Annotated in this window: 25 protein-coding genes; 14 read left to right on the forward strand and 11 right to left on the reverse strand. The window is 57.4% G+C overall.

Annotated elements, in window-relative coordinates; genetic code table 11:
- Positions 1-30 precede the first annotated feature (30 nt).
- Positions 31-657, forward strand: coding sequence for a heme-binding beta-barrel domain-containing protein (locus tag G5171_RS02645; RefSeq protein ID WP_236348320.1), 627 nt, complete (start codon positions 31-33; stop codon positions 655-657).
- A 36-nt stretch (positions 658-693) separates the two neighbouring features.
- Here G5171_RS02645 and G5171_RS02650 read toward each other — a convergent pair whose 3' ends face one another.
- From G5171_RS02650 to cmoM, 6 genes are all read right to left on the reverse strand, one after another.
- Positions 694-1,221, reverse strand: a complete 528-nt coding sequence (locus G5171_RS02650) for a DUF6979 family protein (RefSeq protein ID WP_421250059.1) — start codon at positions 1,219-1,221, stop codon at positions 694-696.
- A gap of 158 nt (positions 1,222-1,379) precedes the next feature.
- Complete coding sequence (locus tag G5171_RS02655) at positions 1,380-1,766, reverse strand: septal ring lytic transglycosylase RlpA family protein (protein ID WP_421250058.1); 387 nt, start codon at positions 1,764-1,766, stop codon at positions 1,380-1,382.
- 221 nt (positions 1,767-1,987) lie between these two features.
- Positions 1,988-6,415: a chromosome partition protein MukB gene (gene mukB / locus G5171_RS02660; RefSeq protein WP_421259789.1), complete on the reverse strand. Its 4,428-nt coding sequence runs from the start codon at positions 6,413-6,415 to the stop codon at positions 1,988-1,990.
- 3 nt (positions 6,416-6,418) lie between these two features.
- A complete protein-coding gene (mukE, locus tag G5171_RS02665) occupies positions 6,419-7,138 on the reverse strand; it encodes a chromosome partition protein MukE (RefSeq protein ID WP_421250056.1) in 720 nt (239 codons plus the stop codon).
- Positions 7,119-8,438 carry a chromosome partition protein MukF gene (gene mukF, locus G5171_RS02670; RefSeq protein ID WP_041207658.1) on the reverse strand — a complete coding sequence of 440 codons (1,320 nt, stop codon included), beginning with the start codon at positions 8,436-8,438 and terminating at the stop codon, positions 7,119-7,121. Before mukF ends, mukE begins: the two co-directional genes overlap by 20 nt.
- 100 nt (positions 8,439-8,538) lie before the next feature.
- Entirely contained in the window at positions 8,539-9,315 is a 777-nt protein-coding gene (gene cmoM / locus G5171_RS02675) for a tRNA uridine 5-oxyacetic acid(34) methyltransferase CmoM (protein WP_407959415.1), read from the reverse strand.
- Between the two features lie 101 nt (positions 9,316-9,416).
- On the opposite strand from cmoM, the gene elyC reads away from it, so the two are divergent.
- The 3 genes from elyC (at position 9,417) to pfkA (ending at position 12,199) form a co-directional block, all read left to right on the forward strand.
- Entirely contained in the window at positions 9,417-10,187 is a 771-nt protein-coding gene (gene elyC / locus G5171_RS02680) for an envelope biogenesis factor ElyC (RefSeq protein ID WP_421231039.1), read from the forward strand.
- A 135-nt stretch (positions 10,188-10,322) separates the two neighbouring features.
- Positions 10,323-11,078 (forward strand): triose-phosphate isomerase, encoded by a 756-nt coding sequence (gene tpiA / locus G5171_RS02685; RefSeq protein ID WP_120414341.1) that lies wholly within the window; start codon positions 10,323-10,325, stop codon positions 11,076-11,078.
- Positions 11,079-11,227: 149 nt separating this feature from the next.
- Positions 11,228-12,199: a 6-phosphofructokinase gene (gene pfkA, locus G5171_RS02690; RefSeq protein ID WP_005336840.1), complete on the forward strand. Its 972-nt coding sequence runs from the start codon at positions 11,228-11,230 to the stop codon at positions 12,197-12,199.
- Positions 12,200-13,795: 1,596 nt separating this feature from the next.
- On the opposite strand, the gene G5171_RS02695 is transcribed toward pfkA, so the two are convergent.
- Positions 13,796-15,037 (reverse strand): dicarboxylate/amino acid:cation symporter, encoded by a 1,242-nt coding sequence (locus tag G5171_RS02695; protein WP_115522932.1) that lies wholly within the window; start codon positions 15,035-15,037, stop codon positions 13,796-13,798.
- A gap of 270 nt (positions 15,038-15,307) precedes the next feature.
- Between G5171_RS02695 and G5171_RS02700 the strand changes: the two genes are divergently transcribed.
- From G5171_RS02700 to G5171_RS02710, 3 genes are all read left to right on the forward strand, one after another.
- Positions 15,308-15,592, forward strand: a complete 285-nt coding sequence (locus G5171_RS02700; RefSeq protein ID WP_005336842.1) for a pyrimidine/purine nucleoside phosphorylase — start codon at positions 15,308-15,310, stop codon at positions 15,590-15,592.
- A gap of 152 nt (positions 15,593-15,744) precedes the next feature.
- Complete coding sequence (locus G5171_RS02705) at positions 15,745-17,130, forward strand: L-serine ammonia-lyase (RefSeq protein WP_113740008.1); 1,386 nt, start codon at positions 15,745-15,747, stop codon at positions 17,128-17,130.
- Positions 17,131-17,405: 275 nt separating this feature from the next.
- Positions 17,406-18,776, forward strand: coding sequence for an L-serine ammonia-lyase (locus G5171_RS02710; RefSeq protein ID WP_005336844.1), 1,371 nt, complete (start codon positions 17,406-17,408; stop codon positions 18,774-18,776).
- Between the two features lie 854 nt (positions 18,777-19,630).
- Here the strand turns inward: G5171_RS02710 and G5171_RS02715 are convergent.
- Positions 19,631-19,909, reverse strand: a complete 279-nt coding sequence (locus G5171_RS02715) for a YcgL domain-containing protein (RefSeq protein WP_005360946.1) — start codon at positions 19,907-19,909, stop codon at positions 19,631-19,633.
- A 107-nt stretch (positions 19,910-20,016) separates the two neighbouring features.
- Here G5171_RS02715 and minC point away from each other — a divergent pair, with 107 nt between their 5' ends.
- The 5 genes from minC to mtgA all read left to right on the forward strand — a co-directional run bounded on the left by minC (position 20,017) and on the right by mtgA (position 23,137).
- Entirely contained in the window at positions 20,017-20,736 is a 720-nt protein-coding gene (gene minC / locus G5171_RS02720; protein WP_106843635.1) for a septum site-determining protein MinC, read from the forward strand.
- Between the two features lie 18 nt (positions 20,737-20,754).
- A complete protein-coding gene (gene minD, locus G5171_RS02725; protein ID WP_005345776.1) occupies positions 20,755-21,567 on the forward strand; it encodes a septum site-determining protein MinD in 813 nt (270 codons plus the stop codon).
- A 2-nt stretch (positions 21,568-21,569) separates the two neighbouring features.
- Positions 21,570-21,839, forward strand: a complete 270-nt coding sequence (gene minE / locus G5171_RS02730) for a cell division topological specificity factor MinE (RefSeq protein ID WP_005345779.1) — start codon at positions 21,570-21,572, stop codon at positions 21,837-21,839.
- Between the two features lie 195 nt (positions 21,840-22,034).
- Positions 22,035-22,361: an HI1450 family dsDNA-mimic protein gene (locus tag G5171_RS02735; protein WP_005352317.1), complete on the forward strand. Its 327-nt coding sequence runs from the start codon at positions 22,035-22,037 to the stop codon at positions 22,359-22,361.
- Positions 22,346-23,137, forward strand: a complete 792-nt coding sequence (gene mtgA, locus G5171_RS02740) for a monofunctional biosynthetic peptidoglycan transglycosylase (RefSeq protein ID WP_228023760.1) — start codon at positions 22,346-22,348, stop codon at positions 23,135-23,137. The genes G5171_RS02735 and mtgA overlap by 16 nt, the downstream gene beginning before the upstream one ends.
- A 3-nt stretch (positions 23,138-23,140) precedes the next feature.
- On the opposite strand, the gene G5171_RS02745 is transcribed toward mtgA, so the two are convergent.
- Positions 23,141-23,269, reverse strand: coding sequence for a hypothetical protein (locus G5171_RS02745; protein ID WP_019445852.1), 129 nt, complete (start codon positions 23,267-23,269; stop codon positions 23,141-23,143).
- Positions 23,270-23,416: 147 nt separating this feature from the next.
- Here G5171_RS02745 and G5171_RS02750 point away from each other — a divergent pair, with 147 nt between their 5' ends.
- Positions 23,417-23,740: an HI1450 family dsDNA-mimic protein gene (locus tag G5171_RS02750; protein ID WP_005336851.1), complete on the forward strand. Its 324-nt coding sequence runs from the start codon at positions 23,417-23,419 to the stop codon at positions 23,738-23,740.
- Positions 23,741-23,795: 55 nt separating this feature from the next.
- Here G5171_RS02750 and G5171_RS02755 read toward each other — a convergent pair whose 3' ends face one another.
- The gene (locus G5171_RS02755) at positions 23,796-24,107 is read right to left on the reverse strand and encodes a DUF1289 domain-containing protein (protein WP_005345788.1); all 312 of its coding nucleotides are present in this window, start codon (positions 24,105-24,107) and stop codon (positions 23,796-23,798) included.
- A gap of 1 nt (position 24,108) precedes the next feature.
- Positions 24,109-24,987: a CvfB family protein gene (locus tag G5171_RS02760; protein ID WP_005345791.1), complete on the reverse strand. Its 879-nt coding sequence runs from the start codon at positions 24,985-24,987 to the stop codon at positions 24,109-24,111.
- Positions 24,988-25,218: 231 nt separating this feature from the next.
- Here G5171_RS02760 and G5171_RS02765 point away from each other — a divergent pair, with 231 nt between their 5' ends.
- Positions 25,219-26,433, forward strand: coding sequence for a YecA family protein (locus G5171_RS02765; protein ID WP_421243529.1), 1,215 nt, complete (start codon positions 25,219-25,221; stop codon positions 26,431-26,433).
- Positions 26,434-26,593: the final 160 nt, after the last annotated feature.

Consider the following 26,593-nt stretch of genomic DNA (forward strand, 5'->3'; position numbering starts at 1 on the left):
CAAGTCATTATTAGTGATGGAGTTATCACAATGAATAAAGTTATCTTACCCATAGCATTAATTACCTGTGCCACGCTCGCTCACGCAGAGTCCAGTACTATTATCAACGGTCTGGATTTTGGTCCATTAGCTCAGTTGGCTGGCACATGGAAAAGCACCGATGCTGGTGGTGTAGATGTAGCACCCGGCCAGGAGGGCAGCAAAGTAGGAAAAGGGGGACCAGCAGTGGAACCCTTTTACGAAATCATCACCTTTGAACCGGCGGCCGATGCAAAAAATGCCAGCGAACAATATCTGGTAGCCATGTATTACAAGCAGGAAGTATTCAGAAAAAGCGATAATGGGAAATTTCATGACCAACGCGGTTATCTGATTTATGACAAGACCAATCAGCTTGTTTACAACTCATACTGTATACCTCGTGCAGTCTGTGTGGTCACTGAAGGCAAAGCGGGTAACAAAATCGAGTTCAAGACGGGCAAGCGCGGTATTGCGGAAAGCAATTATATGACCATTAATGATTCCACCGCGGATTTCTCGATGACTCTGGACTTCTCAGAGAAAAATCTCCTCAAATACAGTCAAACCACCAACCTGATGGTGTATGGCAAGCCATTCGCACACTCCGATAGTGCATCCCTGACCAGAACCAATTGATGTTTCATGGCCAAGGTATTCATTATCTTGGCTTTTTTATATTCGTCGATAGTCTATCCTGATGGCATCCTTATCCCACTCGGGATTGAGCACACCGGCATACCAGAGTGTCAGAATGACATCCATCTGATTGTTATGCTTCACAACCTTGCCGCTCTTACAGGCCGAGAGCACCTCCAGCCATAACTGCTCGGGATTGATCGGTTTGGTAATATCCTTGTGTGACAATAAATCAATGGCAGCCAACACATATGCTCTGGTTTTGGTCGCAGCTACATAATGAACTGGCATGATGCAACTGATACAACCAAGACTGCAAAGAGTCAGAAACGTGACCTTTGGATTATTTTTAAATTTACCTGTACTGATATCATCACCAAATGCTTCAGCAATAGCCATATCCCAGGCGGTGACATGACCGTAATTATTCTGAACCATCAGATGAACAGCTCTCAGCGCTGCTCCACCGTATTTACCATAGATAATCATCACTAATCCCTCCGTTTGCCACATAGTAAGGTCAAACAGGCGAGATAGGCTAAAATAAATATCAATCACGACCATCTAGTTTTTCCATTGATAACAAATCCATTTGTAGCTGAATTAAATATTGATCCAAATCAATGTTATATCTTTATCTACCGAAAGGCTGACTGGTCGATGTCAGCCTCCCAATATCATTCATCAACATCCATTTTCGTGTATAAACAGGTCCCCCCAGCCTAGAGCACCTCTATTTTTACATTGATAATCCCGTCACGAATATTGCCGATGGCACTAAACGCAGATTTGGAGAGATCGATAATACGTCCCTTTTTAAAGGCGCCGCGGTCATTGACCTTGACCACTACACTCTTGCCGTTGGCGAGGTTGGTGACCCGCACCATGGAGCCAAAGGGCAATTCCATATGGGCGGCGCTATTGAGGTTGTTACGATATAACTCGCCGCTGGCGGTCTTTTTGCCGTGATAGCGGTCGGCATAATAGCTGGCATAGCCGGTTTCGCTATAGCCGCGCCAGCTGCCGCCGTGACTCTCGTCATAACGGCTGCTACAGGCCGCCAGCAGCAGGCAAAGAGATAACAGCAGCCCTTTCTGGATATGTTGCACCTTTCCCCTCTCCTCTCTTCTTCTTTCCACTCTGCGCTATTTTTGCATCTTCGATGCGGCCGGTGACACTGGCGGCATGTTCGCAAGCAACTTCTCGCCTTATTGTCAGGCCGCAGCGATGGTGCGGCTACTTTGCCATATCTTCCATGTAAAAAGGGAGGCAAATGCCTCCCTTTCAACTAGTTACCGGTCATCCCGTGCCGGGATGAGCCAGAGACGTCTCAGGCAATCAGCTTGTCGTCGGCAAAGCCGAAGCCACGCAGGCCCACCACATGCACATGCTCGTGCTTGCCCTGCACCTTGCGGATGAGCTTGTAGGTGGTGCCCTTCTCCGGGCTGATGTTCTCGGGCGCCGCGATAAGCAGCTGCATATCCTGCCGCTCGCACAGCTCGAACAGGGTGGCGATGGATTTGCCATCCAGACGGGCCGCTTCGTCGAGGAACAACAGGCGGCAGGGGGCGATATCCTTGCCGCGCAGACGGCGGGACTCCTCCTCCCAGCTGATCAGCACCATCAAGAGGATGGCCTGACCGGTACCGATCGCCTCGCCGGTGGAGAGCGCGCCGCTCTCGGCACGCAGCCAGCCATCGGCCCCGCGCTGCACCTCGATCTCCAGCTCCAGATAGTTGCGATAGTCGAGCAGCACGTCGCCCATCACCTGATAGCTGCGATCCCCCTGCTCGATCTGAGGATTGAGGCGCTGGAACAGCTTGGCCATCGCCTCGGAGAAGCTGAGCTCCTTGTCGGCGAACAGATCGTTGTGCATGGCGGTTTGATCGGCCAGCGCCGTCAGCAGACGGGTGTGGGCCTCGCGGATATTGACGTTGAGGCGCACCCCGCGCACCAGACCGAAGGCAATGTTCTGCAAGCCCTGATTGAGCACCCGGATGCGGTTCTGCTCGCGGCGGATGATGTTGGTGATCTTGGCCGCCACCTCGTGGGAGGAGAGCGACAGATGGGTTTCCCGCTGCTTGAGCTCGTCAGCCAGACGGGCCAGCTCGATCTCCATCTCCTCGATCGCTTCCACCGGATCATCGGAGCGGATAATGTCGTTGCGAATGCGATCCTTGAGGTAACGGTAGACCTGCACGTAGAAGGCCACCTTCTGCTCGGTGCTGCGGTTGCCCTCGGAGAGACGCAGCGCATCGCGCAGGGCCTCGTCGTGGGCCACCGCCACCCGCAGGGCGCCGAGGGCCTTGTCCGACATGGAGCGCAGCTCGTCGCTGTCAAGATACGCCAGCTCGCGCTTATTTAAACGCTTCTCGACGTCGGTCTCCCGCGCCAGCCGCACTACCCGCGACCAGCTCGCCTTGTGGCCCACCAGAGATTTACGGGCGCTGTAGTAATCCTTGCCTTCGAGCTTGAGACGACCGCCAAGGGATTCGATCTCGCGCTTGGTGACCTGCAACTGGGCCTCGGCGCTGGTGCGACGGGAACGGGTGCGGATCAGCAGCTCTTCAATCTCTTTCTTGTGAGCGCGCGCCTTCTCTTCCATATCGTCAGAGAGGGTCAGCCCCATGGCCGCCAGCTCCTGCTCGAACTCGGTCAGGGTCTGGCGCTTGGCCTCGACGCTGGAGTTAAGCGCAGTGCGCAGCTGCAACGCCTCGGTGTGACGTTGGGCAATCTGCTTGTGCTGCTCGCCGGCGGTGCGGGCTGCCAGCTCGGCCGCTTTCAGCTTCTCTTTGAGTCGCTCGCTCATCTCGGAGGCCTTGCCCAGCAGGTCTTGCGCATCCTGATAGGCAAAGTGCGGCAGACGGGCCACCAGCTGATCGAGGGCGTAGCAACGGCGTTTCTGCTCGGCCAGCAGATCGCTCACTTCATCATAGGCAGCCTGCAACGCAGCCAGATCCTGCGGATCCTGACGCAGCACCTGCACCATGGTTTCCAGTTTTTCCAGCGATTTGCCGTGTTTGGCGATAAAGGCTTCGGCCTGTTTCAGCGCGTCCACGTCAGCATGAGCCGCCTCAAGGCGGGCAGCCAGATCAGTCTCGGCAAACAGGTGAGCAAAGGGCAGCATCCCCTGCACCAGCTGGATATGGCGGGTCAGCTGGGCGGCGGCCGCTTTGGCATCACTCAGCTGCTTGTCGCACTCGCCGATGGCCCCTTGCAGCGCGCGCAGTTCGGCCTGTTTGGCTTGCACGTCGGCTTCGGGGTCGGGGCGGAAGGCGATATCCAGATGCTGGCCAATAAAGTCGCGGAAGTGACCGTAGAGACGGTGGTACTTCTGCTGCTCGAAGGCGGCCTTGGCGTAACCCTCGATCAGCCCTTCACGCTCAAGGTCGAGCTGCTCGATCCGCTTTTCACGGGCGGCGCGGCCAAACAGCGGCAGCTCGGGGTAGCGGGAGAAGCGCACCTGACGCTTGCTGGTGCGCACCAGCACGGCGTCCCCCAGCTCATCGGCTTCCACCAGATCCTCGTCAAAGGAGTCGGGGTTGCCCTGAATCAGGTAGATATCTTCCGGGCAATCTTCCAGCTTTTTCAGCCGCTCGATGGCGCCCTCAAGGTCGAGCACCACCAGGGCGCTGCGAGCCGGGCCGTAGAGTGCGGAGTAGTAAGGGGCATCGTCGATGGAGATGTCGTCGTAGACATCGGAGAGCAGCACGCCCCCCACCTGCTCGGCGATGCGAGCCAAGCGCGGATCCGCCTCCCCAGCGCCCAGCTGCAGGTTGCGAATTTGCAGCTCCAGCGCCTGTTTCTGCGCCGCGATGCGGTTGCTCTCCTGCTCGAACTCGCGCTCCTTGTCGAGCACTGTCTGCATACCGGCCGAAAGCTCTTCGGCGGTAGTCAGCGGTAAACCGCTCTGCTCGCGCAGCTGCTCGAGCTTTTCAAAGGATTTGAGCCAGCGCGGCGCCAGCTTGGTCAACTCCGCAATATCACGGCCGAGCTGGGTGCCCTGATGCTCGAGGCTGGCGCGGCGCTGGTTCACCTCAGCCTGCTGCTCGGAGAGCTCCTCCTGACGGGTGCGCTGGGCTTCGAGGAAGATCTCCAGCTCATCGCTGCTGGCAATCAGCTGGCCAGAGGCCTGCTGCAGCTCGTCACGCAGCTTGAAGAGACTCTTCTGGCTTTCGCTCTCTTTCTCGAGGCGAGCCAGCGCGGCGCGCAGCCCCTGCCCCTGGGCAATGCGAGCCTTGTCTTCGATGTGACGCTTGAGCAGCGCCTGGGCGGTGGGCCAGGCGGCCTCGCGCACTGTTTCCGGAGCGATGCTGAGCAGCAGCGCCAGCGCCGCTTCGTGCTCGGCCACTGCCGCCTTGGCCAGCGCCAATTGCTGTTCTGCCCCCAGCACCCGGCTGGTGAGGCTCTGCTCGGCGGCGCGGAACTGGTGCAGGGTGTCGCTCGCCTGTTCGGCGGTCAGCCCCGACAGCTCGCACTGCTCGCGGGCAGCCTCCAGCGCCTGCACCGCCTGACGGTACTGGATGGCGCGGGTCTGCTGGATATCGAGCGCCTGCTGGTAGTCGGCCAGCTGGGTCTTGAGACTGTCGACTTCTGCCTGTGCCAGCTCCTTGCGCTCTTCCACTTCCAGCAGCTGGCCGTGGATCTCCTCCACCACCGCCTGCTGCTGTTCGAGTTTGTCAGAGAGATCCGCCAGATCGGCGCGGTACATCTCGATCTTCTTCTGCAAGCTGACAGCCGCCATCACCTTGGCCAGATGCTCGGAGGCAGACTCCAGCTCGTCGGTCAGCAGTTTTTCGCGGTTGGTGAGCTGCTCCACTTCATCGGCCAGGTAGATAGCGCGCTGCTTCTCTTCGGCCAGAATGCGGCGCTTGTCGGCCAGCTCCTGGCGCGCCTTGAGGGCCAGCTCGGAGAGACGGCTCTTCTCGGCGGCGTTGCGCACATAGTCGGCAGCCACATAGTGGGTGGTTTCGGTGATCAGGTTCTTGAACAGATCCCGCTGCCCCTGGGTTTCCTTGATCGCTTCCAGCGTGCGGCGGTTTTCATAGATGGCCGCCTCCATGTCTGCAAACGCCTTGCGCACGCCGGAGTTCTCCGGCAGCAGGTATTCGCGCAGGGAACGGCTGATGGACGAGGAGATGCCGCCGTAGAGGGAAGCCTCGATCAGGCGATAGAACTTGCCGCGATCCTTCTGGTCACGCAGCTTCTTCGGGGTGATGCCGAACTCGAACATGAAGTTGTGATAGTCGGTCACCGTATTGAATTTGGCGACTTTCAGCGCCCCCAGCTCGGCTGCCGCCCCTTTCAGATCGGCGAAGGCGCGTACCCGCCCCTTGCCGCCATCGAGCTTCTCCAGCAGCAGATCGGTCGGCGCCAGATTCTCCGGCACATCCACCAGCGCAAACGGGGTGATGTTGACCTTGTTGTCGCGGTTGGCCACCTGTTCGAGGTGAACGCCGACCCAGATCCGCTGTTCGCGGCTGTTCATCACTTCCAGCAGGGAATAGCAGTGGCCGCGCTGCAGCTTGCCGTAGAGCCCCTTGTCACGGGAGGCGCTGCTCGATCCCGCTTCCGTGGTATTGCGGAAGTGAAGCAGTGACTGGTCGGGGATGAGCGCCGCGATAAAGGCCGCCATGGTGGTGGACTTGCCCGCGCCATTGCCGCCGGAAAGAGTGGTGACCAGCTGGTCGAGATCGAAGGTCCGGGCAAAGAAGCCGTTCCAGTTGACCATGGTCAGGGATTTGAACTTGCCTCGCACCGGTTATACCTCCAGATCCAGTTGTTCTTCATCGAGATCCGCCTCGATGTCATCAAAGAGCGAGTCGCTGCTCGGCATTTCGTCGTCGTGGAAGATGGCTTCACCCTCCTGGATCATCCGCAGCTGAACGGCGCGCGGATCTTCATCGGAGCGCACGTCGGCGGCGAAACGGAACACCGATTCGTTGACCCGGAATTTATCCCCGTTACCAAGAGCGGTGATCATGCCAAGGCGGCGCAGACGGCGCATGGAGGTACGGATCTTTTCGAGCAACTTCTTCTTGTCGAGATCGGTACCGCCGGAGCGGCTGTTGACCATCCGCAGCAGCTGCTTCTCGTCAGCGAGGCTCAGCACCTCCTCTTGCAGCTCGGCCATGGCAAATACCCCTTCCGAGGCGAGACGATCCGGACTCAGGTAGAGGTAGCAGAGCACCTTGCCCACCAGCATATCGAGCTCGGAGAGCACAGTCGTGCCGATGTCGGAGCTCGGGCGCGGGCGCAGGTAGAAGAAGCCTTCCGGCGCCTTGATCAGCTCCACCTGATAGCGGCCGTAGAAGATCTCCAGCTCGCTGTGATATTCGAGCAGCGCCGAATGCTGCTCGAACTCGTCGGCACTGATGTGGCGACCGGAGCGCAAGGCTGTGTCGATGCGCGGAAACAAGGGGTTGGCAATCACCTCTGCGAGGCGCAGCGGCAAGGGAAACTCAGAATTGATCAATGACATAGGCCTGAACCTTGGATCCAGCTTGGTTAATGGGTTTCCATGCGGGTTGGCGATGCAGTTCGCGCTCGCCGCTGGCATGGCCCAGGCGCACGGCCTGGTCGATCAGAAGACGCGCCACATCGAAGTGGGCATGAGCCGGGTAGTCCAGCAGGTATTCCCGCAGCACATCGGCCAAGTCCAGCTGCTGGCCCTGCTCGGGGTAGCGGGCCAGATAGCGCTCGATGCGCTCGGCCAGCTCCTGGTTGATATCCACCATCTCGACATACTCCATCTCGAGTGGCACCTCACCGGTCACCTCCTCGTCGTGGATGGCGATGGTTTCGTCGCGCAGCTCCAGCAGACGGGGCTCTTCAGCCACCCGCAGCTGCCAGTTGTGTTGCTCGAAATTGCGGATGGACTCGCGCAGCCGCTGGCTGAAGGCGCGGTTCTTGTCCATGTCGATGGCGTTGCGGATAAATTTGTGGACGTGCCTGTCGTAGCGGGACCAGAGCTCGATGCACTGCTGACCCCAGCTGGTGATGACGTCAAGGCGCCCTTGCAAGGCGTGAGTCAGCTCCTCGACGTGGAACAGATCGTCGCGCCCCTGCGCTGCTTCCTGAATATTGAGCAGCCCCGCCTGCAGGCGGTGACCGGCAGCATCCAGGGTATCTTGCAGCTCGCGCAGGGTCTGGCCGGTCTCGTGCAGCAGCTTTTCGCAGCTGTGAATGGCATCGACCCAGTTCTGGGTCAGCAGGGCCGCAATCTCGCTTTTGACCTGATTCTGCTGCTCATCCATGGCGCGCTGGGTGAGATCGATGCGCCCCAGGGTCTCTTCCAGCGAGAAGGTGAGGCGCGGCAGCACCTCGGCATCCCACTGCTCGCGGGTGTTGGTTTCAAGCGCCGCCTTGCGGGCGGTGTCGAGCTCGGCAGCCAGGTGCTCGAGCAGAATGGAGAGCTTGATGGAGTCAACCTGACGCTGATCCATAAAGAAGTCGACGATGCTCACACCCAGACGCGACAGGCGGTAGAGGCTCTCCCCCGCCACCATGTCGGTGTTGAAACGCGACAGCAGCTGCTGACGAATGAGATCGTTGATGGCGTTGTTGGCGCGACCGGTGAGGGTCTCGTCCATCTGGCCGAAGGCGCTGCTGACATAGCCAAAGGCATCGTGCAGCGCCGCTTCCGACAGGTCCGACTCATCTTCGGACAGGGTCTTGATTGCAATCAGAAAGGCCAGCCGGTCGGTCGGCAGGCTCAGCGCCAACCCCTCCTGCCTGACCCATCCCACCATCTCTGGCAGGGTACGGGATGTACTCATCATGATGTTGTCATCTCGTTGTTGTATTGGGCGCAAAATCATGCGCGCGGCTACATCCGGTAGCATCGAAAACATGGTTCACATCGACGTGAACAGCGAGCAATCAGCTGGCCGGCTTCTGGGCCATCACATGGATATAGCGACCGAGGGAGACAAAAGGCTCCTGACGGCAATATTGCTGCTCCATGGCCAGCAGATCGTCGAACTTCTCCACCTGATCCTGCTTGTGACGCATATAGTCGTGGATGACCCGCACCCCCGTCTTGCCGATGATGCGCAGCCCCCCGCGACCAATCCAGTCATAGACCAGCTCCGGCAATTGGGGATTGGTGGGCGTAAGCGCTGTCTGCCGCTTCTTGCGAAGGCCAAGGCGCACATAGTCAAAATTGCCCACCACCAGGCTCTGGAACAGCAAGCCATGACGGTTGTAGAAAAGCAGCGACAGTATGCCCCCGGCATTGACGAAAGGGAACAGACCCAGCAAGGTCTGGCGCGGCTCGGCGAGCCACTCCAGCACCGCATGGCAGAGCACCAGATCAAAGGTACCGGTCACGTGTTGCTTCAGATCCTGAATGGGGCAATGGATGAGACGGATTTTGTCTTCCAGCCCCTTCTCGGCGATCTGGCTGCGGGCCAGTTCCAGCATTTCTGCTGACAGATCGCACAGCTCCACCTGATGGCCCATGGCCGCCAGCTTCTGGGCGAAATAACCAAACCCGCCCCCCGCATCGAGGATGCGCAGCGGTCGGTTGCCAAGGCGGGCCAGGCAGGCTTCGATGTCGCTCCAGACAATGGTGGTGCGGATGCGCCCCTTGGTGGAGTCGTAAATGTTGCGGGCGAACTTGTCGGCGCGCCCGTCAAAACTCTGATCGTGCTTCAAGGAGAAACTCAACATTAGCGCCACAGGGTTGTGGCCATCCCAAAAAAGAGAGGTATTCTGTCACATCCCGAATTTGCTGAAAACTCAAGGAAGTGTCTGTCGTGTTTGTGCTCAAAAAGTGGCTGGGTCAGCTGTTGATGCCGCTCCCCTTCTCCCTCTCCCTGCTGCTGGTCGCCCTGCTGCTGCTCTGGTTCACCCGTTTTCAGAAAACCGGCAAGCTGCTGGCCACCCTCTCGCTGCTCATTGTGGCGCTGATGGGGATGCGGCCGGTGAGCTATGAACTGGCCCGCGGGCTGGAACAAACCTTCCCGCCATTCGAGGTGAGCCAGCATCCCAACATCGACGCCATCGTGGTGCTCGGCAATGGCCATGTCAGCGATCCGGCGGTGCCCGAGCGCTCCTGGCAAAACAATATTGCACTGGCTCGCACCCTCGAGGGGGTACGGCTGGCCCAGGCGTATCCGCAGGCAGAGCTTGTCTTTTCGGGCTATGTATCGGGAGATCCCCTCTCCAATGCCGAGGTCAATGCCCGGATGGCCGAGAGTCTCGGCATTCCCCGCGCGCGGATGACGTTGTTTGAAAACAACAAAGACACTCATGATGAGGCGGTCAGTATCAGTCGCCATCTGAAAGGAAAAGAGGTGGCGCTGGTCAGCTCGGCCACTCATTTGCCGCGTGCCATGGCCCTCTATCAGGGTCAGGGACTCAAGGCCGTGCCAGCCCCCACCGACTACACCGCCAAGCAGAGCCAGGTACCCCAGCCCCTCTACAGTTATTTACCCAAAGGGCGTTATCTGATGTATTCCGAAGCTGCCATCCACGAATGGATTGGGGTATGGTGGGCTCGCTTGCGGGGGCAGGTTAACGAATGAGCGATCAAGCGTTTCATTCCTGATTTGGATCAGGAAAGCGAAAAAAAATTACGTCATTTGCCGCCGGGTCAGCTATCTTGGGCTCGGTTCAATTCATATAATGTCGCGCAATCAAATGCCTAGGAGATATACAAGATGAGACAGCACCTGGTAATGGGTAACTGGAAACTGAACGGCACCAAAGCTTCTGTAGAAGCTCTGATCAAAGGACTGACCCCGGCTGCTGCCGCTCATCCTTCTGTACAAGTCGCCGTCTGCCCGCCGGTTATCTTTTTGGGTCTGGTTGAGCAACTGACCGCTGGCAGCAAGATTGCCTACGGTGCCCAGAACGCTGACGTTCACGAGTCTGGTGCCTTCACCGGCGAAAACGCCCCCTCCATGCTGAAAGCCTTTGGTTGCACCTACTCTCTGGTCGGCCACAGCGAGCGTCGTACCCTGCACGCAGAGAGTGACGACGTGGTTGCTGCCAAGTACGAAGCGATCCAGAAAGGCGGCCTGATCCCGGTTCTGTGCATCGGTGAAACTCTGGAGCAATTCGAAGCCGGCGTGACCAAGAACGTGGTTGAGACCCAGCTGAAAGCCGTTATCGACCGTTGCGGTATCGCCTCCTTCAACAACGCCGTTATCGCTTACGAGCCGGTATGGGCCATCGGTACTGGCAAGACTGCCACTCCGGAGATCGCTCAGTCCGTTCACGCTCACATCCGTCAGTACCTGGCCGGTTTTGATGCCGCTGTTGCTGCCAAAGTACAGATCCTGTACGGCGGTTCCGTCACTGGCGCCACTGCAGCCGACCTGTTCGGTCAGCCGGACATCGACGGTGGCCTGGTCGGTGGTGCGTCCCTGAAAGTGGACGACTTCTCCCAGATCATCGCTGGCGCTGCCAAGTAATCGTTGATTACGGCAAAGAGAGGGGCTCGTCCCCTCTCTTGTATCGCTTTTCCTATGGTGGCCCCCGCATCCCATATGAAAGCCGATATAGTAAAAGTGGCTTGTCTATTTAAACATTCGTATTTGACAACTCAGATCCAGAGGCACTCATGACCAAACAAATCAAACGTATTGGTGTTTTGACCAGTGGTGGCGACGCACCGGGTATGAACGCAGCCATTCGCGCCGTGGTTCGCGCCGGTTTGCATCATGGCCTGGAAGTTTACGGTATTTATGATGGCTACCTCGGTCTGCACCAGGATCGCATCGTCAAGCTAGAGCGTCACAGCGTCTCCGACGTGGTGAACCGTGGTGGTACTTTCCTCGGCTCCGCCCGTTTCCCTGCCTTCAAAGACCCCGCAGTGCGCGCCGAAGCGATCGAAAACCTGAAAAAACACGGTATCGATGCGCTGGTCGTCATCGGTGGTGACGGCTCCTACATGGGTGCCAAGAAGCTGACCGAAGAGGGTTTCCCCTGCATCGGCCTGCCGGGCACCATCGACAACGACATCGCCGGTACCGACTTCACCATCGGCTTTGATACCGCCCTGAACGTGGTTGTTGACGCCATCGACCGTCTGCGCGACACCTGCAGCTCCCATCACCGTATCTCCGTGGTCGAGATCATGGGCCGCCACTGTGGCGACCTGGCCATGTCTGCCGCCGTTGCCGGTGGTGCCGAATATGTGATCGTGCCGGAAGTAGCCTTCGACAAAGAGAAGCTGCTCAAGCAGATCAAGGAAGGCGAAGCCAAGGGCAAGAAGCACGCCATCATCACCATCTGCGAGCACGTTACCGACGTGAACGCCCTAGCGAAAGACATCGAAGCCCTGACCGGTCGTGAAACCCGCGCCACCATCCTGGGTCATATCCAGCGTGGCGGAGCCCCGACTGCTCGTGACCGCATCATGTCCAGCCGTATGGGTGCTTACGCCGTTGAGCAGCTGCTGGCTGGTCACGGTGGTCGCTGCGTCGGTATCCAGCGCAACGAGCTGGTACACCACGACATCATCGACTGCATCGAGAACATGAAGCGTCCGTTCGATCAGGAGCTTTACAACCTCTCCACCACCCTGTTCTAAGCCTCGCGGCTTTTTACCGGCTGTTGATGACAAAAACCCTCCATCGGAGGGTTTTTTAATATCTTACAAAAACGGGGGCATCGACACGCTGTGTGGCCCTCACCATACGGGTTGCCTGATTCCAACCCTTGCGCCATCTGACTGATCACTAGCCTTCCTCTCCTCACAGCAACCGGCTTCAGCCTACGAACAGAGTTCCGGTATTGTCGTGGATGTTTTATCACTGCGAACCGGATTACGTTGACCTGTGTTCTGTCGACCCTGAAACGAGCTTGTTCGGCCTCCTCGTCATACGCCGCTTTTTATGTCTCAATCTTGTAGAAGGGATTCAGATATCTCACCCAACCATGCTCCGGCGCAGCTCTCGTATTGCACTCACATGACTCACGCAGATGTACCGCCCACGCAAATCGCTGCTCGCACCCAGCCCAGCCAGAGGATACGCCTCTGGCCTATTGCGCACCTCACTCTTGCTGCGGCCATGTCTATACCGAGACCGACGGGAAAATTGGCGGTGATAAAACAGCCAGCTGCTACTCTGTATCCCCCCGATGCACCGCTCTCCTCCCTATGAACCCAGTATATTGCTGTAAAAATGCGGAGACTCCGGACTGATAAAGTGATGGTAAGACAAGGGCTGGCAACCAGATTGTCTCCATAGACTTCTTTTGGATGAGCTATCTACGTCAGGAATCGTCAAACTATGGCCTTACACACTTTTTATGGCCTCAATGGCACTGTTGCAAGGGTGAAAACTTATAAAACGCCACTAAAGCTCCATACAAGACCCACCACCAAGCCAACCAGCATCTCAACAACCAATTGAATTTAAATGAAATAATCATAAAAACAGAATCTTGAATGCCTACCATGCCAGAGCAGGTGATAAAATCAGCTCAATATGACAAAAACAGCCATTTCAACCAACCCAAAACATAAAATGGCTATTTTATCAATTTACACCTTGTTTTACCCCCTTGTTATGGTATCTTGACTACATCAACCAACAACTTAGGGAGAGAAAAATGAAAGAGTTTGTCGTTACTGCCGTTTTCACGGTGTTTTTCACCCTGGTTGCTGTCTCTCTGCCCTCACTGTCACAGTTCTGAGCCGGATAGAGAGGCATCAATCCGGACCGACCCTCTTTGCCATGTCTGTTTAATCGCCACCAACTGGCGCTTTTCAGTAATAATGCCGAGATGGTCAACATAGATATGATTTCATCACGTTGACGCTGTTTCTTTCGCCACAAGGGTGTAACCAGGATGGTTTAACCATATGGCTTGATGGAGTAGAACCAGCAGCAAATCATATCCGAGGGGAGCGAGGCTCCCCTTTTTGTTACCCGCCGTTTGACAATCCCCTACCCCGGCATCTACAACAGGCCGGTTAACGCCATACGGCCCATGCCCACAACTGATGTTTTCCCCTCCTGTGCTATCCATTCAACACAGCTAAATCCGTCAGCAATCTCTTGTGCACACCTTTGCTCTGATGCTTGTCCGGCAGATATAAAAAGCCCCCGCCATCATGGCAGGGGCTCGCGTTACGCAGTGTCAGCTCAGGGCTGTTATATCTCAGTCCAGCTCAAAGCAATTATGCCTTGTTCCAGCGCTCTGGGTCATATTCCGGGCTAAAGCGGTCAACAATGACAGCACAGGCCGCATCGCCGGTGATATTGAGGGAGGTGCGGATCATGTCGAACAGACGATCCAGCGCGAACAGCAGCGGCAACCCTTCAATGGGGATCCCGGCCGCCAGCAGCACGGCAACCACCAGGAAGCTTGGGCCCGGCACACCGGCCTGACCGATCGCCCCCAGAGTGGAGGTCACAATGATGGCCGCCCAGGCGCCGACGCTCAGATCGATGTTGTAAACCTGCGCGAAGAAGATGGCGACCAGGCCGTAATAGATGGCGTTGCCACTCATGTTGATGGTGGCACCCAGCGGCAACACGAAGGAGGCGGTCGCGTTGGTCACTTTCAGATCATGCTCGCAGGTCTCCATATTGACCGGCAGGGTCGCCATGGAAGAGGCGGTGGAGAAGGCCACGATCTGCGGCTTCTTCATGGCAGAGAGGTACTTCATCACCGGCGTGTTGGAGAACATCATCACCAGCAGCGGATAAACCACGAAGCCGAAGATGAGGATGGCAGCCACATAGACCACGAACAGCTTGAGTACCAGGGTCAGCACATCGAAGCCATAGGTTCCGATGGCTTCCGCCATCAGACCGAACACCCCGAGCGGCGCGATGATCATCACCTTGTTGATCATCCAGACGAAGGCATCCACCAGGGTATTGAGCCCATCGACCAGCGGCTTGGCCCGCTCGCGCGACTGTTTGGCCAGCGCAATGCCGAGGAACATGCAGAACACCAGGATCTGCAGGATATTCGCTTCGTTGAGGGAGTTGAAGACGTTGGTGGGGATCATGCCAAGCAAGGTGGCGACTGCATCCGGCAGCGCCCCTTTATCGGCGTAGTCACCGCCAAACATGGAGGCAACGGAAGCGAAATCAACCCCGACACCCGGTTTGAAGATCTGCCCCATCACCAGCGCCAGCAACACGGCCAACGCTGAGGTCACGAGGAAGAAGGCCAGCGTCGCCGCCCCGATCTTGCCCGCAGCCGGGCTGGCGCCCAGATTGGCGGCGCCGGAGAGGATGGCAACCGCCACCAGCGGGATCACCAGCATTTTGATCAGTTGGATAAACAGGGTACCGAGCGGTGCAAACACGGTGGCTTGTTCACCCATGAACGCGCCGACCACTGCGCCCAGTACCATGGCGACCACAACCTGGAAGCCGATGTTTTTAATGAGTCCTTTAGTTAACACAATATGTTCCTTTATGTAGCAAAATTCACACTTTTCCCAGTGCAATTAACCAAACAGGGGAATGAGCGGCTGCCCATTCCCCTGTTTGCGCGTGTTATCTCACATTTAATTGCTGTTTTAAATCAGCAAATCATTAACCTTGGCTATTAATAAGTTTGCGAAAAAGTGAAGATTCAAAGCGGCCTCGGCGATTTTTACCTCATCCCCCATGACAACTGGCAAAAGATTGTGCTAGTTTGGCTGCACAAACGTACACACAGGGATGTAAAGATGCTGAAAGTTAACGAGTATTTCGACGGAAATGTAAAATCCATCGGTTTCGAACAAAAAGGCGAGAAATCAACCGTCGGGGTGATGAACGCCGGTGACTACCTGTTCAACACCGCCGCCCCCGAACGGATGACAGTGATCAAGGGCGCCCTCACCATCCAGCTGGCTGATGAAGATGAGTGGCACACCTACAGCCAGGGTGAATCCTTCCTGGTGGCCGGTCACTCCTCCTTCAAACTGGAAGTGAAAACCCCCACAGCTTATCTGTGTGAATTTCTCGACTGATCAGGCCGGTTGAAGGGGATCAGCCCCTTCAACTTTCTTGATCCCCCCAGCCCCATTATCTGTGTCCATGTCACAGCACCGCACATCCCCGCTTCCTATCCACATCAAAAATCCTAGAATAAACAGACATAAACCATCACCGGATTGATGTCATGATCAGCGTGTTTGACCTGTTTTCCATCGGAATTGGCCCCTCCTCTTCCCATACCGTCGGCCCCATGCGTGCCTCTTACGCCTTCGTCCAGCAGCTCAAGCTGCAAGGGCATCTGCCACAGGTTACGCGGGTCGAAGTGGAGTGTTACGGCTCGCTGGGCCAGACCGGCAAAGGGCACGGCACTGGCAAGGCGATCATTCTGGGGTTGTCGGGCTTTGAACCGGAATCGGTCGATATCGATGCGATTCCCGCCATTCTGGCTCGAGTGGAAAAGGAGCAGAACTTGCAGCTGGCAGGCGAACAACCAAGCCATTTTCCCCGCACCGGAGCCATCATCTTCAACCGCCGCAAGACCCTGCCGGCCCACACCAACGGCATGACTCTGCGGGCCTTTGATAAAGAGGAAAACCTGCGCTTCAGCCAGACCTACTACTCCATCGGGGGCGGCTTCATCATTGAAGAGAGCCACTTTGCCACCGCCAAGGAGGAGGCCGCCAAGTCCGATGCCGAGCACCCTGTCCCCTACCCGTTCGACAGCGGCGCCCAGCTACTGGCCCACTGTCAGGAGAGCGGACTCTCCATCTCGGGGCTTATCCTCGCCAATGAGCGGGTATTTCGCAGCGATGAGCAGATAAAAGCGGGGCTGCGCAAGATCTGGCAGGCGATGCAGGGCTGCGTCGAGCGTGGCTGCAAGAGCGAAGGGGTGCTGCCGGGCGGCCTCAAGGTTCGGCGCCGCGCCCCGGGGCTGTTCCGCCAGCTAAGCTGCGAGACCAACTTCAACAAGGATCCGCTGATGGTGATGGAGTGGGTCGATCTCTTTGCGCTGGCGGTCAACGAGGAGAACGCCGCCGGTGGCCGGGTGGTCACCGCCCCCACCAATGGCGCTGCGGGCATCATCCCCGCCGTGCTGCACTACTACGATCGCTTCGTGCACAAGGTGGATGACGAGACGCTGATCCGCTACTTCCTCACCGCGGCTGCCATCGGCATCTTATATAAGAAGAACGCCTCCCTCTCCGGGGCCGAAGTGGGCTGTCAGGGTGAGGTTGGGGTTGCCTGTTCCATGGCGGCTGGCGCACTGACCGAACTGCTGGGTGGCAGCCCGGCCATGGTGGAGAACGCCGCCGAAATAGGCATGGAGCACAATCTCGGCCTCACCTGCGATCCCATAGGCGGACTGGTGCAGGTACCCTGCATCGAACGCAACGCCATGGGGGCGGTCAAGGCGATCAATGCCGCCCGCCTCGCCCTGCGCGGCACCGGCGAGCACAAGGTGTCGCTCGACAAGGTGATCAAGACCATGTGGGAGACTGGCAACGACATGAAGACCAAATACAAGGAGACGGCCCGTGGCGGCCTCGCCGTTAACATTACCGAATGTTAAAAAACGGCAAATGACTCCATTTGGTTCCGAAATGCCCGGCATCGCCGGGTATTTTTATGGGCAAACGCTTAACAAAATGGATAAGCACAAAAATAAATTTTATACTCGCGCCTCAGATTCAACAAAAATAGATCTATTTCAACTTTTTTTAGGTCTGGAGCCGTTACACTACGGTTATCTGGTTCTGTGACCTGCGCTGACAAGCGCGTTCCATGGATCTCCCAAATTTCTGTGAGTGGGCATGCCGCCCCCTTCTACCCTGAGGTAATAGTGACATGATCAGCGTTTTTGATATCTTCAAAATCGGTGTAGGCCCCTCTTCTTCCCACACTGTTGGCCCGATGAAAGCGGCCAAACAGTTTGTTGACGAGCTGCGCGCGGGCGGCAAGATCCGCGATGTAACCCGGATCAATGTCGATGTCTACGGCTCCCTCTCCTGGACTGGCAAAGGCCACCATACCGACACTGCCATCATCATGGGCCTGGCTGGCAACCTGCCGGAAAATGTTGATATCGATGCCATCCCCGAGTTTATCTCTCGTGTTGAGCAGACCGAGCGCCTGCCGATCGGCCTGCACTGCCACACCGTCAGCTTCCCGCGTGACGCCATGGTATTCCACGACGAAGCCCTGCCGCTGCACGAAAATGGCATGAAGCTGACCGCCCTGATCGAAGATGAAGTGGTCTACAGCAAGACCTACTACTCCATCGGTGGTGGCTTCATCGTTGACGAAGAGAACTTCGGCAAGGCTGACAGCGGCGACATGTCCGTACGCTATCCGTTCAAGAGCGCCGCCGAGCTGGTTGCCCATTGCAGCCAGACCGGTCTCTCCATCTCTGCCCTGATGATGGAAAACGAGAAGTGCTTCAACACTCCGGAAGAGATCTACAAGAAGTTCGGCAAGATCTGGAACACCATGCGCGAAGGTATCGAGCGCGGCTGCCGTACCGAAGGCGTGCTCTCCGGCCCGCTGCGCGTACCCCGTCGTGCCGCGCCGCTCTACCGTCAGCTCAACACCAACGAGAACCTCTCAAGCGATCCGATGAACATCGTTGACTGGGTCAACATGTTCGCTCTGGCCGTGAGTGAAGAGAACGCTGCCGGTGGCCGCGTGGTCACTGCACCGACCAACGGCGCTGCCGGTATCATCCCGGCCGTACTGGCTTACTACGACAAGTTCATCCAGCCGGTTGGCCGCGACGAGTACACCCGTTTCTATCTGGCTGCCGGTGCCGTCGGCATCCTCTACAAGATGAACGCCTCCATCTCCGGCGCCGAAGTGGGCTGTCAGGGTGAAGTGGGTGTCTCCTGCTCCATGGCCGCTGCAGGTCTGACCGAGCTGATGGGCGGTAGCCCGGAGCACGTCTGCGAAGCTGCCGAGATCGGCATGGAACACAACCTGGGTCTGACCTGTGATCCGGTTGCCGGTCAGGTACAGGTGCCTTGCATCGAACGTAACGCCATCGCAGCCATGAAAGCGGTCAACGCCTCCCGTATGGCCCTGCGTCGTACCTCCAAGCCGCGCGTCTCCCTGGACAAGGTGATCGAGACCATGTACATCACCGGCAAGGACATGGACTCCAAGTACCGTGAAACCTCCCGTGGCGGTCTGGCCATCAAAGTGATGCAGGTTGCCTGCGAATAAATAGGGGTTGCGACCCTCATTTGAACAAAGGCGGGATATCCCGCCTTTTTTATTGCCCGAATGGGATGCTGGGTACTGATACCGGCATACCGACCATTTCACTGTAGGGCGTCGCTGATATACCCCTTCTACGCCACCGCAATGCGGATTGCCTTGTCTGCATACCTCTCTAATTACATACCTTGATTAACTCTTCTCAATGCATTGAGAGAGACATTACGCCCCTACATGAAACCTGTACCTGCTATCTTGCCCCAGCCACGATTTCACAACTAATCGATATCGAGATGGCCCCTCATCTCAATATCCCCCTTTGGTCATACCCTTGTTTGGCAAGACGCGGTTACCACTCCCCCTGCGGATTATCACGCCGCCACATTGATTGCCTCCTATGTGGCACTTTCGTGATCAGGGCAAACAATCAAGTACACAAACAGGGGGTTAGCTCATCATTTTGGCCACAGCGCATCGCGCAAACTGGTTTTAGTACAGTTATCACCACCCTCTTTACGCCCTATTTGATGTAAAACGCATCGAGCAGTGGAGGCCAAAAAAGCGCCCAAAGAAGGGGCTGAAAATAATCGATGAATGGGCCAATAGTCGTTCAAATGGAGGGTATGAGTACGCGCCACTCGCTATTTTTGTGAGCGCCAGCAAAGGTTGAGGATATGGTGTTGGGAGTAGATTGACTTTCTATTTAAACAGCGAAAAGTGAATATCACCAAAGGGAGGGTTTAATTTGGCCAGATCCTGTCACGGGATTATCGCAAGCTACCTCTCCGGGGCCGGAATGCGTCATGCAGAGTCACAAAGAATTAGCCCCGCTGGGCAGAACACACCACGGGGCTGGATATTCAGGATGGTTTTTTCAGGCTGGCCTTGTGCTGCTCCAGCAAATTCTCGGGGGGCGGCGGCACCTGCAGGTAGAACCCCTGGTTGGTCAGCGCGGCCATCACCTTGCCAACATCAGCCAGCCCCAAGGGCTTGGCCGGATCCAGCTTGGTCATCAGCACCAGCTCGGGACGCCCGAATGCGCTCAGCAATGGCTCGGGAACGCGGGAGAAATCCTCTCTTTTTTCAACAAAAAGGTAGGTCTCGGCTTTTTTGCGACTTTTATAGACTGCACACAACATGGAAATTGATATAATCCGACGAGTTTATTGCCTCTGATGGGGGCAAACTATAACATCAGGAATTGAATAACAATAACGGATTAGCATCTCTGCCTCGGGGAAGATTCATGGTTGAGCGCGATAACGAATTGAAAGGGACCACCTTCACTATTTCTGTGTTGCATATCAGCGATGGCGAGCCTGAGCGGATACGTCAGTTGTTGGCCGAAAAAGTGGCCCAGGCCCCCTACTTTTTTAATTGTGCGCCGCTGGTGATCAATGTTTCCCGACTGGAACATATTCCCGATTTCGAACAGCTCAAGGAGCTGGTGGAGTCCGAAGAATTTGTGCTGGTCGGCATCACGGGTGCGCGCAGCGAAGAGATGAAGACAGCCGCCAAGGCGGTGGGATTGGCCGTGATGGCCTCGGGCAAGAGTCGCAAGAGCGAACCGGAACCCGAGCCAGCCCCCGCGCCAGCCGCCCCTGAGGTAGTTCGTGAGCCCGAACCCGCCCCCTTGATTCCGAGCAAGGTACATGTGGGGCCAGTACGCTCCGGCCAGCAGATTTATGCCGCCGGCACCTCGTTGGTAGTGCTGGGGTCCGTCAGTCCGGGGGCCGAAGTGCTCGCCGATGACAGCATTCATATTTATGGCACCCTGCGTGGCAGAGCCATAGCCGGCGCCAAGGGCAACACCCAAGCCCGGATCTATTGCCAGCAATTACAGGCCGAACTGCTCTCCATCGCGGGCACCTTCCAGCTGAGCGATGCGTTGCCGGCAGGCCTGATCCAGCAACCGGTTCATATCCGGCTGGATAATGAACAACTCCGTATAGACCGTATCAAATAGAGTTACAAGGAAGCGAGAATGGCGCGAATCATAGTCGTTACATCGGGTAAAGGTGGCGTTGGCAAGACCACAACCAGCGCAGCCCTGAGTACCGGTTTAGCCCAGCGTGGCCACAAAACAGTGGTCATCGATTTTGACATCGGTCTGCGAAATCTGGACCTCATTATGGGTTGTGAGCGACGCGTGGTGTATGACTTCGTCAACGTCATCAACGGTGAAGCCAACCTCAATCAGGCGCTCATCAAGGACAAACGTTGCGAGAACCTGTTTATCCTGCCCGCCTCCCAGACCCGGGATAAAGATGCCCTGACCAAAGAGGGTGTCGAGAAGGTGCTGGATCAGCTGGCCGAAATGAAGTTTGACTACATTGTCTGCGACTCCCCGGCCGGGATCGAGGCGGGCGCGCTGATGGCGCTCTATTTTGCCGACGAAGCGATCGTCACCACCAACCCGGAAGTCTCTTCCGTACGTGACTCCGACCGCATCCTCGGCATCCTGGCCTCCAAATCCCGCCGTGCCGAGCGTGGCGAAGACCCCATCAAGGAGCACCTGCTGCTGACCCGCTACTGCCCGACCCGGGTCAACCGTGGCGACATGCTGAGCGTGCAGGATGTGCAGGAGATCCTGGCCATTCCGCTGCTCGGGGTGATCCCTGAGTCCCAGGCAGTGCTGCGCGCCTCCAACTCCGGCGAACCGGTCATTCTGGACAAGGAGTCCGATGCCGGTCAGGCCTATGACGATGCGGTTTCCCGTTTGCTCGGTGACACCAAGGAATTTCGTTTTCTGGAAGAAGAGAAGAAGGGCTTCTTTAGCCGACTGTTCGGGAGTTAAACATGTCATTATTGGATTATTTTCGTTCCAACAAGAAACAGAACACCGCACAACTGGCCAAAGAGCGGTTGCAGATCATCGTTGCTCACGAGCGTTCATCCAGAGGGGGGCCGGATTACCTGCCCCAGCTCAAGCAGGATATCCTCGATGTGATCCGCAAATACGTCAACATTGATCCGGAGAAGATAACCGTTCAACTGGATCAGAAGAGTGATGAGCTGTCAGTGCTGGAGCTCAACATCACCTTCGCCGATGACAACAAGAAGGGATGAGCTGACGCCCTATGCGTGACCCCTTCCCCCAATGAAACCGGATCCCCTGGCAGGATCCGGTTTTTTATTGGCACAAAAACAGGTCACAGCGGCTCGCCTCATCTCGCCAAGGGGTCTGCCGACAGCTAGAATAGCGCCGCCCCGCAGACAGTGTCTGTGCTGGTACCTTTTTCTCTTTTCTGGAACAGACCGCTTATGTCTATGAATGACGAAATGCACAGCGTCGAGGAACTGCTCGATACCGCCCTCGAACTCTTTATGGAGCTGGCCTCTGACAACCTGCCGGAGCAGGAGATCGCCCGTTTCAATCAGGAGTTCAACGACCGCGGCCTGCTGGCCGAAACCGACCCGGCCGATGACTGGGAAGCGGACGTGGGTTTTGCGGTGAGCGACACCGACTATGCCGAGATCTGGGTAGGCCTTGGCAATGAAGAACAAGAGTATGAGCACCTGTTTGCCCGCATGCTGCTCTCCCGCCGTGTTGACGAGAAGTTCTGCCACATCGAATGGCTGCCCCAATAATTCCGGATCCCGATGATCCCAGCCACTATCAGTGGGAGTCAGCCCCTGCTGCCGTGGCCCCCGTGCGCCCATCTGCATCCCTTGGGCGCCGGGTGTTGAGGTGGGCAGGCAAGATCGCGCTGGCCGGGCTGCTCTGCTCGGTCGGCTCGGTCGCCTTGCTGCGTTTTATCGATCCGCCGATGTGGAGCTGGCGTATCGAGCGGGCCCTCTTTCCGCCCGCCAAGATCACCCAAGTACGCCATCAATGGGTAGATCTGGCGTCCATCTCCAAGGAGCTGCAACTGGCGGTGATCGCCGCCGAGGATCAGCGCTTTGCCGATCACAACGGCTTTGACATGGATGCCATCAACGCCGCACTCAAGCACAACCAGCACAGCGAACGGGTGCGCGGTGCCAGCACCCTCAGCCAGCAGACCGCCAAGAACCTCTTTATGTGGAGTGATCGCAGCTTCCTACGCAAGGGGCTGGAGGCCTGGTTTACCCTGCTGATGGAGCTGGGTTGGGACAAGGCCCGCATTCTCGAGGTCTATCTCAATATCGTGGAGTTCGGCCCCGGCATCTATGGCGCCGAAGCCGCGGCCCGCACCTACTTTGGCAAACCGGCCAGCCGCTTGACCCGCTACGAGTCATCCCTGCTGGCCGCCGCCCTGCCCAACCCGTGGCGCTATCGGGTCAAGCCCCCTTCACCCTATGTGCAGAAGCGCTCGGTCTGGATCCGCCGTCAGATGGGGCAACTTGGCCAGATCACCCTCAATCGGGTGCATCAGGCCGACTGATCCTCAGGGCTCATCGGGTTTCTCCGGTGGGCCCAAATGGCCGCCTACCGTTTCGCGGTGAAGCGGCAGATAGTGCCACCACCAGGCCTCGCGCCGTCGCTTGATCTGTTGCCGCCGTCCCCGCTGTTTCATCCCCTCACTCCCTGCCAGCTGATCCGCGCCTTAACCATACTCCCCCAAGGGCAACTTGGACAGGCCAGGCGTCCCAGGCGCACTGGTCTGGCCGCCACAGCCAATAATTGTTACAGTAGCGAACCTTGATGTATCTGGAGTGATTTCATGGAACAGCGTACCCCGGATCAGCTGGTCGAATGGGCCTATGATCAGTTTCTTGAGCAGGCCGCCGATATGCTGGCCCCCGAACAAATAGTCGACATCACCCTGGAGTTTGAGCAGCGTGGCGCCGTGGAGGCGACACTGCCCAATGCCGACTGGTCGACCGAGCTGGGTGAGCCGGTCGATATGGAACGCTGGGTCGAAGTGTGGGTCGGTTTGCTGGATCATCAGGATGAGTTTGAGGTGATCTTCGCCACCTTCCTGCTGCCCCGTCTGCTGACCGAAGATCAAGTGCATGTGCGCTGGCATCGCCAGCAGCAGGCATAAGAAAGGCGCCATCGGCGCCTTTCTTGTTTCTATGCTCTTTTATTTCTGTTCTCTGCTAATCCTGCGCCGCGATAGCCTTGGCCAGACAGCGGCGGCACCAGCAAGCACTGGCCTCCTGCATTGGCAGAACCGGCAACTGACTGCACCAGCACTGCGCAATGGTCTGACCGGCAGAGACGGCGCAATAGGCCGGTTCGCCACAACCCGGACAGAGGTGAGTACTTTTCGAGCCATTCAGCTCGGCCATCACCGCCAGCTGGGCCTTGCTATCCATCGCCGACCAGTGGCCGATCTCGCTCAGGGTGCGGCCACAACCAAGGCAAAGCCCGTCTTTCGCCTTGCAGAGGCCAACACAGGGGCTCGGCATCTTATTCGCTATCCTGCGCCTGCTCACCTGCTTGTACCTGCGCGGCACCGGCGTCGGTCAGGGTAATGGCGTTATCTTCGATGACAATCTTGCCCTGCTTGTAGAGGCCGCCGATCGCCTTCTTGAAGGTGCCCTTGCTCATGCTGAACAGCTTGTAGATGAGCTCGGGTTCGCTCTTGTCACCCACCGCCAGACTGCCGCCCTGCTTTTTCATCCGGCTCAGAATGCGCTCACCGGCATCATCGACCCGCGCCAGACCCGGCTTTTGCAGGGTCAGATCGAGCTTGCCATCTTCGCGCACCTGCTTGACCCAGGCGGTTTGCGGCCGACCGGTCATCACTCGGCCAAACACTTCGTTCTTGAACAGCATGCCGGGATACTGACCGTTGACGATCACCTTGATACCTAGAGGAGAATGCTCCCCCGGCAGCGCGGTCACTTCGTCACCGACCTTGAAGTTGCTGCCGGCCGGTGTCAGGAAACGCTCGATGCGGCTGGTGCCGACCATGCGTCCTTCGTTATCCAGTTGCAGACGCACCAGATAGACGTGGCCCACCTGCATCGGCTTGTTCTGCTCGCGGCTGGGCACAAACAGATCCTTTTTCATGCCCCAGTCGAGGAAAGCACCAATCTTGTTGGCATTGACCACTTTCAGACCGGCAAATTCGTCCACCATGGCAAACGGCTTGTCGGTGGTGATCACCGGCTCGCAATCGGCATCCAGATAGAGGAAGACCTGCACGCTATCCCCCTCTTTCACCCCTTCCGGCAGTTGACGCTTGGGCAGCAGCAGTTCACCGTACTCATCGGCCGCAAGCCAGGCGCCGCGATCTTCGAGTTCAACAACGGTGAGGGTGTTCATCTTGCCAATCTGTATCATGGTGCTCTCTTTTCTCATTACCCGGATGGGCCAATTGATCATGGCCCCTATGGGCGCGCATGTTACCTCAAGAGCGGTGATCCGGCCTAGTCCCCAAGCCACCACTGGCCGCCATTTCGCCCTTATCTTATCCGCCAATGGTGATTAAATCGCCAAACAGGCGGCCATTTGCTGCAAATAACCCCACTTTTAGATAGACTTCGCGGCTGTTCAAATCCAGAGGAACTGTCGATGAACCCATCCACTCGTACCCGCCATCTTAATCAATGGATCCAGAGCCACAGCCAGCAAGACATGACCTACCCGGCCCTGCACGGTTTTCTCTGTGCCCGTCTGGTAGGGCCAGAGACCCCTGACTGGCAACGCCCGCTGGCTGGATTGCTGGAACAGGATGCCGAGTTGGATGAAAAAAGCGCAGAAGCCCTCAACCATCTGATCGCCGAGCTGGAAGCCCAGGCCGACGACGCCCAGCTGGCACTGCCGAGCCAATGCCGCCTGCCCAGCGATAACCCGGAGCAGGTGTTCGAGCAGAGCCATCCCCTCGGTCAGTGGTGCTACGGTTTCAGCCAGGGCTTTGCCACCTGGCCCAAGCCGAAGGATTTGAACGACCCGACCACCCAGTACCGCTTCAGTCTGGCCGCCGAGCTGAGCCTGTTTCGCGACAAGCAGATGGCCCAGATGCTCTATAGCGCCGCCGCCAGCGAACTCCCCTTTGTCGAGTTCTGCAAACGACAGCGCCAGAATATGAAAACCGCCCTCAACCAGTTGCTCAACCTCGACCAGTATCAGGCAGCTCCCAGCGCTGATGTCTCCCTCAATGGCGAACAGGCCCAACAGTGGCAGACCTGGTTCGAACTGGCCGACAGCTGCCGCGATCATCAGGCCCGCCTCGGCTGGTTCGAGAAGATCATCGCCGATGCCACTCCGCTCTTTGATGAAGCCTTTTGGCAGCAAATCGCTGGCCACGGCTGGAGTGCCCCCGAACTGCGCCCCCTGCTGGCCGCCAGAGCCGGGCGCGCCGACTGCCTGTTGCGGCTTGGCAAGCTGGGTGAAGCCAAAGCGGAGTATCTGGATCTGCTGACGATCTGCGTGGCCGATGAGCTGGGTTGCCGCTACAACCTCTCCACTCTCTATGCACTGCAAGGGGATTGGCAGGCGCTGGCCGCCCTGCTGGTGCGCTTTGATGAAGCTTCCAGCTGGTTGCTATACAACAAGGCGCTGATGGTCTTTGCCACCGAGGGTGCCGAGGCAGCCAAGCCCCATCTGCTGGTCGCCATCGAGGCCAACCCGCACATTCCTGCCTGCCTGCTGGGTCAGCGCAAGCTGCCCAAACAGGAGCCGCAAAGCTGGCAAGCGGGCAGCCGTGACGAGGCGGCGCTCTACGCCATCCACACTCGCGAGGCTTGGCTCAAGCAGAACGCCCTCATCTGGTTGCGTAAAGGCTGAACAGCGTTGGCTTAAAATCCCGTCGGTCAGACCCGGTTTTTCCTTGAGGGCGTGCGCCACCGCACATTTCATCGCAACCGGGTCAGACAAATCAGCTTGAGTTTCGTATCATCAATGTCAAAGTATCAAAAGAAACTGCATCTGATGCAGCCGTCACAGC

The organism is Aeromonas sp. 600774, from assembly GCF_049175075.1.
In the GTDB taxonomy this organism is placed as follows: domain Bacteria; phylum Pseudomonadota; class Gammaproteobacteria; order Enterobacterales; family Aeromonadaceae; genus Aeromonas; species Aeromonas veronii_A.

What these genes read in the sequence shown, in the direction of transcription:
- G5171_RS02645 (WP_236348320.1), top strand. Translation starts at nt 31, where the DNA reads ATGAATAAAGTTATCTTACCCATAGCATTAATTACCTGTGCCACGCTC.
- G5171_RS02650 (WP_421250059.1), bottom strand. Translation starts at nt 1,221, where the DNA reads ATGGTCGTGATTGATATTTATTTTAGCCTATCTCGCCTGTTTGACCTT.
- mukE (WP_421250056.1), bottom strand. Translation starts at nt 7,138, where the DNA reads ATGTCATTGATCAATTCTGAGTTTCCCTTGCCGCTGCGCCTCGCAGAG.
- mukF (WP_041207658.1), bottom strand. Translation starts at nt 8,438, where the DNA reads ATGATGAGTACATCCCGTACCCTGCCAGAGATGGTGGGATGGGTCAGG.
- tpiA (WP_120414341.1), top strand. Translation starts at nt 10,323, where the DNA reads ATGAGACAGCACCTGGTAATGGGTAACTGGAAACTGAACGGCACCAAA.
- pfkA (WP_005336840.1), top strand. Translation starts at nt 11,228, where the DNA reads ATGACCAAACAAATCAAACGTATTGGTGTTTTGACCAGTGGTGGCGAC.
- G5171_RS02700 (WP_005336842.1), top strand. Translation starts at nt 15,308, where the DNA reads ATGCTGAAAGTTAACGAGTATTTCGACGGAAATGTAAAATCCATCGGT.
- G5171_RS02705 (WP_113740008.1), top strand. Translation starts at nt 15,745, where the DNA reads ATGATCAGCGTGTTTGACCTGTTTTCCATCGGAATTGGCCCCTCCTCT.
- G5171_RS02710 (WP_005336844.1), top strand. Translation starts at nt 17,406, where the DNA reads ATGATCAGCGTTTTTGATATCTTCAAAATCGGTGTAGGCCCCTCTTCT.
- G5171_RS02715 (WP_005360946.1), bottom strand. Translation starts at nt 19,909, where the DNA reads ATGTTGTGTGCAGTCTATAAAAGTCGCAAAAAAGCCGAGACCTACCTT.
- minC (WP_106843635.1), top strand. Translation starts at nt 20,017, where the DNA reads ATGGTTGAGCGCGATAACGAATTGAAAGGGACCACCTTCACTATTTCT.
- minD (WP_005345776.1), top strand. Translation starts at nt 20,755, where the DNA reads ATGGCGCGAATCATAGTCGTTACATCGGGTAAAGGTGGCGTTGGCAAG.
- minE (WP_005345779.1), top strand. Translation starts at nt 21,570, where the DNA reads ATGTCATTATTGGATTATTTTCGTTCCAACAAGAAACAGAACACCGCA.
- G5171_RS02735 (WP_005352317.1), top strand. Translation starts at nt 22,035, where the DNA reads ATGTCTATGAATGACGAAATGCACAGCGTCGAGGAACTGCTCGATACC.
- mtgA (WP_228023760.1), top strand. Translation starts at nt 22,346, where the DNA reads ATGGCTGCCCCAATAATTCCGGATCCCGATGATCCCAGCCACTATCAG.
- G5171_RS02745 (WP_019445852.1), bottom strand. Translation starts at nt 23,269, where the DNA reads ATGAAACAGCGGGGACGGCGGCAACAGATCAAGCGACGGCGCGAGGCC.
- G5171_RS02750 (WP_005336851.1), top strand. Translation starts at nt 23,417, where the DNA reads ATGGAACAGCGTACCCCGGATCAGCTGGTCGAATGGGCCTATGATCAG.
- G5171_RS02755 (WP_005345788.1), bottom strand. Translation starts at nt 24,107, where the DNA reads ATGCCGAGCCCCTGTGTTGGCCTCTGCAAGGCGAAAGACGGGCTTTGC.
- G5171_RS02760 (WP_005345791.1), bottom strand. Translation starts at nt 24,987, where the DNA reads ATGATACAGATTGGCAAGATGAACACCCTCACCGTTGTTGAACTCGAA.
- G5171_RS02765 (WP_421243529.1), top strand. Translation starts at nt 25,219, where the DNA reads ATGAACCCATCCACTCGTACCCGCCATCTTAATCAATGGATCCAGAGC.